Annotated in this window: 9 protein-coding genes; 3 read left to right on the top strand and 6 right to left on the bottom strand. The window is 67.4% G+C overall.

What is annotated here, in order from left to right; genetic code table 11:
* Positions 1-105 precede the first annotated feature (105 nt).
* Genes RPS27_RS37955 through RPS27_RS37945 form a run of 3 tightly spaced genes read left to right on the top strand, consistent with a single transcriptional unit; the run spans position 106 to position 2374 of the window.
* The gene (locus RPS27_RS37955) at positions 106-1272 is read left to right on the top strand and encodes a hypothetical protein (RefSeq protein ID WP_249131491.1); all 1167 of its coding nucleotides are present in this window, start codon (positions 106-108) and stop codon (positions 1270-1272) included.
* 58 nt (positions 1273-1330) lie between these two features.
* Positions 1331-1849, top strand: a complete 519-nt coding sequence (locus tag RPS27_RS37950; RefSeq protein WP_194406574.1) for a GNAT family N-acetyltransferase — start codon at positions 1331-1333, stop codon at positions 1847-1849.
* 42 nt (positions 1850-1891) lie between these two features.
* Complete coding sequence (locus tag RPS27_RS37945) at positions 1892-2374, top strand: GNAT family N-acetyltransferase (protein WP_212065615.1); 483 nt, start codon at positions 1892-1894, stop codon at positions 2372-2374.
* A gap of 91 nt (positions 2375-2465) precedes the next feature.
* Here the strand turns inward: RPS27_RS37945 and RPS27_RS37940 are convergent, their stop codons facing one another.
* The 6 genes from RPS27_RS37940 to RPS27_RS37915 form a co-directional block, all read right to left on the bottom strand.
* Positions 2466-4835 carry a TonB-dependent receptor gene (locus tag RPS27_RS37940; protein WP_212065614.1) on the bottom strand — a complete coding sequence of 790 codons (2370 nt, stop codon included), beginning with the start codon at positions 4833-4835 and terminating at the stop codon, positions 2466-2468.
* Positions 4836-4979: 144 nt separating this feature from the next.
* Positions 4980-5396 carry a DUF2946 family protein gene (locus RPS27_RS37935; protein WP_211419481.1) on the bottom strand — a complete coding sequence of 139 codons (417 nt, stop codon included), beginning with the start codon at positions 5394-5396 and terminating at the stop codon, positions 4980-4982.
* A gap of 153 nt (positions 5397-5549) precedes the next feature.
* The gene (locus RPS27_RS37930; RefSeq protein ID WP_212065613.1) at positions 5550-7613 is read right to left on the bottom strand and encodes a hypothetical protein; all 2064 of its coding nucleotides are present in this window, start codon (positions 7611-7613) and stop codon (positions 5550-5552) included.
* A 7-nt stretch (positions 7614-7620) separates the two neighbouring features.
* Entirely contained in the window at positions 7621-10437 is a 2817-nt protein-coding gene (locus RPS27_RS37925) for a DUF4159 domain-containing protein (protein WP_212065612.1), read from the bottom strand.
* Positions 10434-11378: a DUF58 domain-containing protein gene (locus tag RPS27_RS37920; RefSeq protein ID WP_194406580.1), complete on the bottom strand. Its 945-nt coding sequence runs from the start codon at positions 11376-11378 to the stop codon at positions 10434-10436. The genes RPS27_RS37925 and RPS27_RS37920 overlap by 4 nt, the downstream gene beginning before the upstream one ends.
* Positions 11378-12376 (bottom strand): AAA family ATPase, encoded by a 999-nt coding sequence (locus tag RPS27_RS37915; protein ID WP_194406581.1) that lies wholly within the window; start codon positions 12374-12376, stop codon positions 11378-11380. The genes RPS27_RS37920 and RPS27_RS37915 overlap by 1 nt, the downstream gene beginning before the upstream one ends.
* Positions 12377-12631 lie beyond the last annotated feature (255 nt).

Here is a 12631-nt window from a genome sequence, read left to right as displayed (position 1 = left end):
CAGCCTCACCTCCAAGATCCCCCACCTTGCTATACTTGCCGATGCTTTTCCTGTACAGGCGGCCTGCCTTTTCCCCAGCTGCGCCGGGCCGCCCGGCAGACCTCCATGAGAGCTGCAAAAGTCCTTGTCTCGATTTTGTTTCTGGCAATTCTGGCCAGCAATATTCGCTTGATCTCGCATTGGAGCGAGAGCCGCGGCGTCTATGACGACATCTGCTATCTCAGGCAGGCGCATCTGTTCCACCGCTTCGGATGGCACGGGCTCGACACCAGTCTCGCCCGCGAAACCGACGGTTATCTCGCCAGCAAATTGCGCAGTATCGGTTATCCGGACTGGAACGATCGGACCCGGGCGCCGTGCCACACGCTGACGACCGACGGCAGCAAGAGCGTGATGACGCCGCCGCCAGGCACCGGGTTCGCGCTGGCGCTGTTCCCGGAAGGGTTCCAGGTCGTTCCGCTCTACGTGCTGGCGAATTCGATCGTCGCAGCTCTTGCGCTTTACGGCGTGTGGCGGGCGCGCGAGAGAGGCGCGTTGACGCTTGCCGCATTGTTCGGCGCGCTCTCGATCTATTTCATGATCAATCCGACCAAGGCGAGCTATTCGATGGCGCCGACCATGGTCGTCTGTGCATTGACGGGCCTGCTCACGGCGAAGCTGTTCGTCGAAGAGGGTCGGCGCCGGCTGTTGATGATCGCAGCCATCGGCATTCTGCTTGGCCTGTCCGCGAGCTTCAGGATTGCCAACGTCGTTCTGTCCGCCGGCTATTTCCTGTTCTTCGGATTGTCCTTCCTGATCTGGCGCAGCCGCGAGACCTTTGCGGCAGGGCTCGCATTGGGCCTCGCATTCCTGGTGGGGCTGTTGCCGGTGTTCGCGGCGAACCTCGTCAATTCGGGCCATCCCCTGGTCTCGGCCTATGGCGGTCAGGATACCGCGCCGCCGCGCCTCGATCCCGAAGTGCTGCTGGCCTATTTCCGCGACACGCAGTTTTCGCTGATCGTGATCGCCTGCGCATCCACGGTGCTGTTGTGGCGCTTCGCGGGCCATCCCGGCGTCAGGAAGCTCGCGCTGCTGGTTGCCGGCAATCTCGTGCTGAACCTGGCTTTCTTTGCCACGCATCCGGTCTTCACGCCGTACTATGTCATTCCGATCCTGATGCAGTCGCTCTGGACGCTGCTGTTCGCGGCCGTCCTCACCCGCGGCCCGGTTCGGGGGTCCATCGCCCACGAGGCCGATGGACCGCAGCCCGCCGAGATGTTATCCCGCTTGTGACATTGACGCGTTTTCCGGACGCGAATTGGGACTTCTTCGCTCGAAGACGCATGCCGACATGACCGATCTCTCACTGACCATCCTTCCCGAAGCTGCCGGCGACGCCCAGGCGATCGAACGGTTGCACGAGCGTACATTCGGCCCCGGCCGCTTCGTGCTCAGCGCCTATCGCATCCGCGAGCACGTCGATCATCTGCTCGAATTGTCGTTCACCGCCCGCATCGGCACGCTGCTGGTCGGCTCGGTCAGGCAGCTGCCGGTGCTGGTCGGCGAGACGCCGGCCTTGCTGCTCGGGCCGCTCACCGTCGAGCCGCCATTCCGCGATCGCGGTATCGGCCGGCAGTTGATGGAGCGCGCGCTGAAGGACGCGAAGGCCAAGGGCCATTCCATCGTGCTGCTGGTCGGCGACGAGCCCTATTACAGCCGCGTCGGCTTCAAGCAGGTCCCCAAGGGCCGCGTCACCATGCCGGGCCCGGTCGATGCCGCCCGCATCCTGGTGTTCGAGCTCGTCGATGGCGCCTTCGAGGGCGTGTCGGGTCCGGTCGGTCCGGACTGGAGCAAGGCGCGGGCAGGGTAGGGATATATCTCCGGGCTACGGCGATCTCTTGGAGTCACGACCATGCAGGTGCGTCCCGCCGACCCCGCCGAGATCGATCACCTCGCGCAGGTGTGGCACGACGCCTGGTACGGCTCGCACGCCTTGCTCGCACCGCCCGATCTTGTCCGCCTCCGCACGTTGCCGAACTTTCGCGATCGGCTCGCAGCCATGCTCGACACCATCAATGTCGTGGGCCCGGTCGGCGCGCCCTCGGGCTTCTGCGCGATCAAGTCTGACGAATTGTATCAGCTCTTCGTGTCGCAGGCTGCCCACGGCACGGGGGTGGCTGCCGCACTGATCGCGGACGCCGAGAAACGCCTCGCGGCGCGGGGAGTCGAATTGGCGTGGCTCGCATGCGCAGTCGGCAACATGCGTGCCGCGCGATTCTACGAAAAGAGCGGCTGGGACAAGGTCGGCACCTTCGTCATGATGTCGGAGACGTCGATTGGGCCCTTTCCCGTCGATCAATGGCGTTTCGAGAAGCGGCTCGCGCGCTCGGCGTGAGTCCACAGCCCCGATTTCACTGCGCTCCATCCGGGCTACAGCCCACCGCTGAACGGTGTCGGGGCCCTAAAGGCCCCGACCGCATTCCGCCTCAGAACTTGAAGTTCGCGAATGCCCGCACCCCGATGCCGGGCATCAAGACCTCGTCCTTGTTGTAGGACACAGAGTTGCGGATGTTCTCGTTGAGGAGATTGTTGCCGACGATGCCGGCCATCATCTCGCGTGCGCCGAACCAGTTGCGGTCGAGCTTGGTCTTGTAGCTGACTTCGGCCTTCAGCAGATTGTAGCCCGCCGTCGGCGTCTCCGCGATCACCGCGACGTTGTTCTGCGCGAAGGCGTGCAGCAGGTTCACGCGCATCAGCCAGTTGTCGTCGCGCCAGAACACACCGCCGCCCATGCGCATCGGGGGAATGCGCGGCACGTTGGTGCCATCGCTGAACGTGGCACGGACGAAATCGAACTGGTTCTCGATGCCCCAGATGCCGCCCTGGAAGGCGCCGACGTCGAGCTGCGACTGGAATTCGCCGCCGCGGAAGTTCGCGTTGCGCTGTGAGTAGACCGCCTGGTTCAGCTCGGCGCCCGGGGTGCCGCAGGATGCGAAGTCGTCGTCGCAGGACACGCCGGTGAGGCGGCGATAGATGAAATTGTCGAAATGCGTGTAGTAGACGGTCGCCTCGAAGCGGAACGGCCCCGTCGCCCTGCGCACGCCGAGCTCGACCGATTTCGCCGTCTCGATGGTGAGATTGGGATTGCCGATGTCGAACGTCGCCGTCGCATCGTGGCCGCCACGCGAGAACAATTCGGCCGCTTTCGGCGCGCGCTCGACATATTGCGCGGTGATGCTGCCGACCATGCCGCCGGGCAGGTCCTGCAACAGCCCGATGCTGCCGCTCTTCGGCGTGAAGGACGGATTGCGCGCGGTCGCCGCCTGCGGCGCGCCGTCGGGAAGGTAATCCGTTGGGAAATCCGGCGTCGTGCCGTGCAGCTCGACATGCTCGATGCGGCCGGCGATCTGCGCCCGCGTCGCGTCCGTGAACTTGAACTCGTTGAAGGCGTAACCGGCAACGCGCGTGCTGTTGTTGGGGTCCCACAGGCCGTTGAACAACGTGCCGGGATTGTCAGGGCTCGGCGCGCTCAATTCCTGATGCCCGACCTGGAATCCGAGCGCCGTCGTCACCTCCGCGAAGCGTGCGTTGAACGGCATCAGCTGTACCTCGGTGCGGATTTCCTGCTCCTTGTTGGTGAAGGTCTGGCGGATGCCGTCACTGTTGAGATCGGCGGGATCAGCAAGGCCGATCTCGTTGTGGCGGTAGTCGGTCGCGCCGGCCCAGAAGCGGACCGTGTCGATCGCGGCCGCATCGGGATGGTACTCGCCCTTGACGTTGATCTTGGTCTGGTGGCCGTCGATCCGGGTTTGGTGGTCGGCGCCGTCGATGCCGGGGATGTGGTAGAGCGAGTCGTTCTGCGTGATCGACGCGCCGATATAGCCGCCCTGGAAGAAATAGGAGCCGCCGATCGAGGCGCCGTCCGAACGCGTCGCCGAGTTCGGCTGGCGGCCGTTCACGGGGCGCGACTGGTCGTTCAGATAGGGATAGCCCGGAATGGAGTAGTCGGAGGTCGTGCGGCCATAGGCATCGGCGTGGAACGCGAAATTGCCGCCGCCGGTGTCGAGCAGCACGCCGCTTTCGACGCCGCGGTCGACCGAAGAGAACGCGGTGCGCGTCTCGGCGGTGACGCAAGGCGAGGTCGAGGCGCTTGCGAGCGGGGCCTTGGTCGGCAGGCCGTAAGCCTGGAATGACGGCGCGCAGGATGGCACCGCATCTGGAATCCGGTTGTTGGTGGCGCTGACGACGCCGCCGATCGAGGTCGAGCCGTAGCGCAGCGCGGCGGGTCCGCGCACCACTTCGATCTGGTTGGTGGCGAGCGGATCGATCGGGACGAAATGATCCTCGCCGAGATCGGATGCGCCGCTCGAATTGGTGCCGTTTTCGACGATGCCGACCCGGTTGACATCGAGCCCACGGATGATCGGCCGGCTGGAGGCGCCGGGCGCGAAGCTCGATCCGGTGATGCCGGGCTTGGAGAACAGGAGATCGCCGAGTTGGCCGCCGCCCTCGCGGCGGATCTCCTCGTTCGGCACCACCGTGACCGTCGCGAACTGGTTGGTCACAACAGGCAGCACGCCCTGCTGGGGTGTGGCGGGCGCGGCCGTTGCCGGCGTTGCTTCCGCCGCCTGCTCGCGGCTGCGCACCCGCGCCGTTCGTGTGCCGCGCCCAGCGTTGCGGGACGGCACCACCGCCCTGCGCACGATGGGGCTCGGCGCGGTCACTGTGACAGCGGGGATCTCGGTCGACGATTTGTCTTGCGGAGGTGTTTGGGCGAAAGCGGGCGTGGCTGCGGCACCGAGCAGGAGCAGGCTTGCTCCACCAAGACGCTGCGCGCGTCGCGATTGAAATGACATGTCCTGATTCCAGTCAGGCGCCGTCCGCATGATTGTCTGCTGATCGGAGGCGGCCTGCCGTCGCGGGGCGACGGAATTCGACTTCAACGGATCCCGGGCATGCGCCGATTGGCGGCGAGCCCAGGCATGATCAAGCGTTGGAGGTCAGGACGCGGGAGGGGCGCGCGGCTGGAACGCCGTGCCGGCCGATTTCAGGTGGAGAAACTCGGCATCGGTGGTGCGGTAGAGCAGGTCGATCGCCTGCGGCAGTTGCAGCAAGGGCGGCGTCGCGAACAGGATGGTGCCCGCCATCGCGACGACGGCGCAGATCGCGCAATTGTCGTCAGCCGGATGGTCGCGATCGGGGCTCGAGGGCGATGGCTTGTGAACCGCGGTGCGGTCGGCCGAAGCCTGGTCTTTGGCACTGTCTTTGCCGCCGTCGGTCTGCTGCAGCGTGGCCTGGGCCAGCGGTGCGGCCTGCGCAAACCAATGGCTGTGGCCGAACGTCAGCGCGAACTGCACCAGCATCGCGAACAACGCGAGCCGGGCGCCGTGCCTGATATTCGACCGGAACCACTTCATCGGAACAAGCTACCCCCACATCGCGAGGCGCCAGATCCGAGGGCGTCACGATGTTATAATGTAACATCACTCGACCCATGAGTAGATGTCAACGGCTCTCGAACCAGCCAGCGAGGGGTGGCGGGCCGATGTGGCGTTCGAGCAACGGAGCGCTCAGCGCCCCTCGCGCACCCACGTCGCCGCGAACGCGCCGAGCAGCAGCAGAAGTCCGATCAGGCCGGCAAAGATCGGCAGCACGCCGACGCCCTTCACCACGCTGGCGTCGCGCATCCGTACGCCCATCCAGCCGTCGCCGGCAAAGACGCTGGCCGAGCGCACCGGGAGGATGCGCGGCAGCTCGACGCTGGTGCTGCTTGCCACGCGCACCGCGTTGCCGCCGGTCGCCTGGGTCAGAGGCTTCAGGGTATCGACCGTCGATGTGACTTCCGAGAACTCCTTCGGATTGGTCGGGCCGACATTGATCAGCGCCTTCAGCGTGCCGTCGGTAGCCTGCCACAGGCCGAGCTCGCTCGCCGGCAGGCTGGCACGCCATTCGCCGGGCTCACCCGGGTTCAGCGTCAGATCCTGTGACACGCCCGACGGCGAGGTCACGCTCACCGGCTGGACGCTGTCCGCCATGGTCTGGCGCACCACGACGAGGTCCTTGCCCTGCACCTGCAGACGCAGCGCCTCCTCGTCCAGATCAGGCTGCTTCATCAGCCAGTGCGACATCCGCCTGAGCAGGTCGAGATGCGGGCCGCCGCCCTCATAACCGCGCGCCCACAGCCAGATGTGGTCGGAGAGCAGTAGCGCGACGCGGCCGTCGCCGAAGCGGGACAGGAACAGCAGCGGCTTGCCGTCGGCGCCCGTCATGACAGGCGGGTTGACGGAATTGCGGGTGTCGACCGTCCTGAAGAAACGGCTCCAGCGCGGCGGCTCGGAGGCCGAGCCCTCGAGAGCGCGCGTCACGGGGTGGCGTTTGCCGATGTCGGACAGATGCGCATAGAAAGGCTTTTCCGTCACCCCGACCGGTTCAGCCGGCAGCACCGTATCCAGCGGCGTGCGCCAGATGCTGGTGTTGGAGGCGTAATCGGGTCCCGCCGAGACCAGCACCGCGCCGCCAGCGCGGACATAGCGCGCGATGTTGTCGAAATAGGCGATCGGCAGCACGCCCTGGCGCGCGTAGCGGTCGAAGATGATCAGCTGGAATTCGTTGATCTTCTGCTGAAACAATTCGCGGGTCGGAAACGCGATCAGCGACAATTCGTTGATTGGCGTGCCGTCCTGCTTCTCCGGCGGACGCAGGATGGTGAAGTGCACGAGGTCGACGCTGGCGTCGGATTTCAGGAGGTTGCGCCAGGTGCGCTCGCCGGAATGCGGCTCGCCCGAGACCAGCAGCACCCGCAGCTTGTCGCGCACGCCGTCAATGGCGACGACGGCGCGGTTGTTCACCGGCGTCAATTCGCGCTCGAGCGGGGAGGCCTCGATCTCGACGATGTTCGGGCCGGCATGCTTGATGTCGACGTCGACGCTCGCGGCCTGGCCGCTCGACAGCGTGCGCTCGTTGATGACCTCGCCGTCCCTGCGGATCGTGACCCTGGCGCGTTCGCCGGTGACGCCCTGGTCGTCGAGGCGGTAGCTGATGGTCTGGGTCTGCCCGACGATGCCGAAGCGCGGCGCGGCCGTGATCGCGATGCGGCGGTCGCGCTCGTCCTTCTGGCCGGTGATCAGCGCGTGTACCGGCGCCTGGAAGCCGAGCGCGCCGGCGTTCGCGGGAATGTCGTGGACGCGGCCGTCGGTGATCAGGAACGCGCCGGCGACGCGGTCGACCGGCACGTCGGACAGGGCCGAGGCGAGGGCGCCGAACAGTTTTGTGCCGTCGGTCTCGCCGTCAGCCTGTCCGGCCTCGACGACGCGCACTTCCAGCCCCTTGATCTTCTTCAGGTTGTCGACCAGCGCTTCCTGCGCCTGCGCGGCTTCACGATTGCGGCTGCCGAAATTCTGGCTCGGACTTTTGTCGACGACGACAGCGGCGACCGAGGTGAGGGGTTCGCGGTCCTCGCGGGTGAAGGAGGGATTGGCGAGCGCGAGCAGGAACAGCGCCAGCGCGGCCACGCGCACGGCGGCGCCGCGCGCGCGCGCAACCAGCAGCACGAGCGCGATGACGACGATCGCGGCGAGCGCGAGCCACAGCACGATCGTGGGGACCAGCGGCGTGAAGGCGATGCCGTAGTTCATGACGATCCTATTGCCCCAGCCGTTCGATCAGCGCCGGTGCATGCACCTGGTCGGCCTTGTAATTGCCGGTCAGCGTGTACATCACGATGTTGGCGCCGGCGCGGTAGGCGAATTCGCGCTGGCGGGTGTCGCCGCCGGTCACCGGCAGCATGGCCTGGCCGTCGGGCCGCACGGCCCAGGCGCCGGCGAGATCGTTCGAGGTGATGATGATCGGCGAGACGCCGTCGCCGCCGCGCGCCGGCCGCTGCGCGCTGTCCTCGTCCTCGTCGCGCGGCAGGGTCTCGACCCAGGTCTGGCCGGTGACGAAGCGGCCGGGGAAGTCGCGCAGCAGATAGAAGGTCTTGGTCAGCACGTGCTCGCGCGGCACCGGCTCGAGCTCGGGCACGTCGAGCGAGGACAGGATCTGGCGCAGCGTCTGCATGGCCGGCGTCTGCGCGGCGCCGTTCGCGCCGGGCGGGGCTTCGATCGCGTCGCGGGTGTCGAACAGCACGGTGCCGCCCTGCTTCATGTAGGCGTCGATCTTGTTGATGGCGTCCTGCGGCGGCTTGGGCGCGCCCGGCACGATCGGCCAGTAGATCAGCGGGAAGAAGGCGAGCTCGTCGCGCGCGGGATCGACCCCGACGGGGTCGCCGGCCTCGAGCGCGGTGCGCTGCGCCAGGAACAGCGTCAGCCCGTTCAGCCCCGCTTTGACGATGGAATCGACGTCGGCATTGCCTGTGACGACATAGGCGAGGCGGGTCTGCGCCGTCGCTCGCATCGCGAAATCGTCGGTGGCATCGTCGGCGCGAGATGGCGCCGGGACGAGCGATGCGAACAGCAGGCCAAGGACAATGCCAAGCACGATCATGGCGGGCGCGGCGCGGCGGCGCAGCAGCGCGGCGATCCCGCCGCCGAGCACCGCGACGATGATGGCGTCGATCAGGAACAGCGCGAGCGCCGTCGACAGCAGCCAGCCGCGCAGGTCCTGCGGCTCGGCGTTGGTGTAGGTGGCGTGCCGGGCGCGCAGGCTCGCGGTGTTGAGGGCCGCGATGCGGTCGGCGCTGGCAAGCGTGTTCACGGCGAGCGGTCCTTCGGCCGGGCCATAGAAGCCCGGCGGATGATCTGACGTGGCGCGGTCGCGATAGTCCGCGGGCAGGGGTTTTGCGGTCGCCGGCGGCGGGCCGAAGGCGCCAAAGCCGTCGAGAATGTGCAGCGGCGCCACCGTCTCGGTGGTCGCTTCGCTGGCGACGCCCGCGCCGGGCTTGGACGTGTAGCCGGACATGTCGACCACCCGCCGCAGCATTTCGACGAAGGTGCCCGACATCGGCAGGTCCGACCAGCGCATGTCGGCGCTGACGTGGAACAGGCTGACCAGCCCCTTGCCGCGATGCTCGCCGGTGACGAGCGGCGTGCCGTCCTCCAGCGAGGCCCAGCTCTTGGTGGCGAGCACCGCGTCGGGCTCGGCCAGCACCTGGCGGCTCACGGTGACGTCCTTGGGGACCATCACGCCGGCAAACGGGCCGTCGGCGGCGAAGGTCGCAAGATGCTGCGGCTTCTCCCAGGTCAGGCTGCCGCCGAGGGTGCGGCCGCCCTTGCGCAGCTTGACCGGCACCAGATCGTCCTCGGCCTGCGCGAGGCGGGGACCTGCGAACCGCACCAGGACGCCGCCCTGGTCGATCCAGGCATTGAGCCGCTCGCGCAGCTCAGGGGCGATGGTGCCGACATCGGCAAGGATGATCATCGGCAGCTTCTGGTCCAGAAACTGCGTGATGCCCTGCTGCGGCGAGCCCTTGTCGGCGAGCCTGACATCGGCGAACGGCGCCAGCGCGCGGGTGAGATAGAAGGTCGGCGCCAGCAGCGGCTGCGCGGTCTCGCTGGTCGCGCCCGAGACGATGCCGATGGCGCGGCGGCGCCAGCGCTTGTCGAGCAGCTGCACCGCGCCGGCGGAGCGCTCGCCCGAGATCTCGAGCCGCGTGATGTCGTTGCGCAGCTCGACCGGCAGGTCGAACGCCGCTTCGGTCTCCTTGTCCTGCGGACCGAACGAGAAGCGCGCCTCGCCGATCGGCGAGGCCTTCTGGTCCAGCGCGCGCACGGTGCCGATCGCGATGCCGCTGTCGGTGCGCAGCACCTTCACCGTCATCCGGGCGGCGGCGTTCTCGGCCGCGACCAGCGCCAGTGGCGAGGAGGTGCCGCCTTCGAAGATGGTCAGGCTGCGCTCGCCGACGGTCTTGCCGAGGCCGGTCACGAACTCCTCGCCGCGGCCGGTGTCGACGCCGTCCGACAGCCAGGCGATCTCGCAATCGCCGGTGGCTTTCAGGAAGCGGTCGATCGCGGCGAGCGTGTCGACGCGGTCGATGGAATAGGGCTTTGGCGCGAGCTGCCGCAGCGCGACGCGCGCGGCGCCCGCCGGCATCAGGGTGATGTCGCGGTTCGGCTCGGACAGCGGCACTAGCGCGATGGCGCGGCGGTCGTTGTCGGCATTGGCGATCAGCTCGTCGGCGGCCCTGACCCTGACGTCCCAGTGCGATGCGGCGCTCCAGCCGTCGTCGAACATGATCATCAGCGGCGCCTTGCTGCCGGCGAGGCCGGTCTGCGGATTCCAGATCGGGCCTGCGGCCGCGAAGATCACCAGCGCAGCCGCAAGCAGACGCAGCGCGGTCAGCCACCACGGCGTCCGCGATGGCGTCTCTTCCCGCGGGGCGATGTCGAACAACAGGCGCGTCGGCGGAAACTCGATGCGGCGCGGCCGGGGCGGCATCACACGCAGCAGCCACCACAGCACCGGGAGGCTGACGAGGCCGATCAGCAGCAGCGGTTCGGTGAAGGCGAGCGGCAGCCCCATCATGCGGCAGGCCCCGCCTTGATGGTCGTGGCGCGGGCGCCCGACTTGCTCACCTGCATGCCGGCATGCAGGAACAGCAAGAGCTCGGCAGCGGAGCGGTCGGTGGCGTGCGTGGTGAACAGCCAGTCGAGCTTGCCCGTCTCGGCGCGGATCTGGTCGCGGTGCAGCGCGAGCCGCGTGGTGTAATCCTGCGCCCAGCTCTCGGCGCGGCCGGCGGTGATCACGCCGAAGCCTTCGGGCTCGACGAACTCGACGCGGCCGGAATAGGGGAATGATTCTTCGGCGGGATCGACGATTTGCACCAGCGTGCCGTGCGCGCCCGAGCCGGAAAGTCCCGCGAGCGTCGTCCTGATCTCGGAGATCGGCGACCAGAAATCCGACAGCACGATCGTCTCGGCGAGCGCGGCAGGCACGAAGGACGGCGGCAGGCTGAGACGATCGGCGTCGTCATGCAGCATCGCCTGCGCCATTTTGTCGATCACGCTGCGGCTCGCGGTCGGCGCCATCAGCCCGGGAATGCCGACGCGTTCGCCGCCGGAGACCAGGAGCTCGGCCAGCGCGAAGGCGACGATCAGCGTCCGCTCGAGCTTGGACTCGCGCGCGGTCTTCGAGGCGAACGCCATCGAGGGCGAGCGGTCGGGCCAGATCCACACGGTGTGCGAGGCTTCCCATTCGAGCTCGCGGACATAGAGATGGTCGTCGCGCGCCGAGCGTCGCCAGTCGACGTTCTGCGCCGGCTCGCCGGAGACGAAACGGCGATACTGCCAGAAATTCTCGCCGGAGCCGGCGCGGCGCCGACCATGCAAGCCGTGGATGACGTTGGCGGCGATACGGCGGGCTTCGAGCACCAGGCGTGGCAAGGACGCGGCGAGCGTGCGGCTTTCGCCATCGGCACGTCGGATCGCGATGATCTCCTTCGCCGTGTGCCCGTTCTCCGCTGCCATCAACCGATCCGTGTCTTGAGCTGCTTGATCACGTCCGGAATCGTGCGGCCCTCGGCGCGCGCCTGGAACGTCAGGGCCATGCGGTGCTTCAGCACGGGCTCGGCGAGGTCGAGCACGTCGTCGACCGAGGGCGCGAGGCGGCCGTCGATCAGCGCACGCGCGCGCACGGCCAGCATCAGGGATTGGCTGGCGCGCGGGCCGGGGCCCCAGGCGATGAACTTGCCGGCTTCGCCGCTCTCCGCGCCCGGACGGGCCGAACGCACCAGCGACAGGATCGCCTCCACGACGGAATCGCCGACCGGCAGGCGCCGGATCAGCCGCTGCGCGGTGATCAGCGCGTCCGCGGTCATCGATCCCTTCGCCAGCGTTTCCTCGGCGCCGGTGGTCTCGAACAGGATGCGGCGTTCGGCGTCGCGATCGGGATAGTCGACGTCGATCTCCATCAGGAAGCGGTCGAGCTGCGCTTCGGGCAGCGGATAGGTGCCTTCCTGCTCCAGCGGATTCTGCGTCGCGAGCACGTGGAACGGCTTCGGCAGATCGTGGCGCGCGCCGGCGACGGTGATGTGCTGCTCCTGCATCGCCTGCAGCAGTGCCGACTGCGTGCGCGGTGAGGCGCGGTTGATCTCGTCCGCCATCAGCAGCTGCGCGAACACCGGACCCGAAATGAAGCGGAAGGCGCGCTTGCCCGCGGTGCTCTCGTCCAGCACCTCGGCGCCGAGAATGTCGGACGGCATCAGGTCCGGCGTGAACTGGATGCGCTTGGCGTCGAGGCCGAGCGTGACGCCGAGCGTCTCGACCAGCTTGGTCTTGGCAAGGCCGGGCACGCCGATCAGCAGCGCATGGCCGCCGGAGAGGATGGTGACCAGCGTGTTTTCGATCACGCGATCCTGCCCGAAGATGACGGACGCGATCGCTTCCTTCGCGGCGCGAATCTGGCCCGACACCTGCTCGGCCGAACGGACGATCCCGTCCTCGAGTTTCTCGACACTCTCCGCCATCCGTTCGCTCCTTCAGCCCGCCATGCGGCTTGCCTAGGCCGTCATGTCATCGCATCACGTCAGATCATCACGTTAGATCATGGGCCCCATGCTAGACTTGCAGGAAGGCCATGTATTCGTTGAATTAACCTATCCCCACCTTATCGGCTTCGGGTTATGTACGGCATCACGAAGTGGCGACCTCCCACACCGGGCTAATCCGGGGTGGAACCGTGCACCCGAGTACAACGTAGACCTGCACCAAACGTGCCAAGG

The organism is Bradyrhizobium sp. WYCCWR 12699, from assembly GCF_032144035.1.
GTDB lineage: Bacteria > Pseudomonadota > Alphaproteobacteria > Rhizobiales > Xanthobacteraceae > Bradyrhizobium.
The sequence above is the reverse complement of the archived record's forward strand: the minus strand, read 5'-3'. Positions and strand labels throughout refer to the sequence as shown.

Excerpts from the sequence above, each read along its gene's own strand:
- RPS27_RS37955 (WP_249131491.1), top strand. The coding sequence starts at position 106 with ATGAGAGCTGCAAAAGTCCTTGTCTCGATTTTGTTTCTGGCAATTCTG.
- RPS27_RS37950 (WP_194406574.1), top strand. The coding sequence starts at position 1,331 with ATGACCGATCTCTCACTGACCATCCTTCCCGAAGCTGCCGGCGACGCC.
- RPS27_RS37945 (WP_212065615.1), top strand. The coding sequence starts at position 1,892 with ATGCAGGTGCGTCCCGCCGACCCCGCCGAGATCGATCACCTCGCGCAG.
- RPS27_RS37940 (WP_212065614.1), bottom strand. The coding sequence starts at position 4,835 with ATGTCATTTCAATCGCGACGCGCGCAGCGTCTTGGTGGAGCAAGCCTG.
- RPS27_RS37935 (WP_211419481.1), bottom strand. The coding sequence starts at position 5,396 with ATGAAGTGGTTCCGGTCGAATATCAGGCACGGCGCCCGGCTCGCGTTG.
- RPS27_RS37930 (WP_212065613.1), bottom strand. The coding sequence starts at position 7,613 with ATGAACTACGGCATCGCCTTCACGCCGCTGGTCCCCACGATCGTGCTG.
- RPS27_RS37925 (WP_212065612.1), bottom strand. The coding sequence starts at position 10,437 with ATGATGGGGCTGCCGCTCGCCTTCACCGAACCGCTGCTGCTGATCGGC.
- RPS27_RS37920 (WP_194406580.1), bottom strand. The coding sequence starts at position 11,378 with ATGGCAGCGGAGAACGGGCACACGGCGAAGGAGATCATCGCGATCCGA.
- RPS27_RS37915 (WP_194406581.1), bottom strand. The coding sequence starts at position 12,376 with ATGGCGGAGAGTGTCGAGAAACTCGAGGACGGGATCGTCCGTTCGGCC.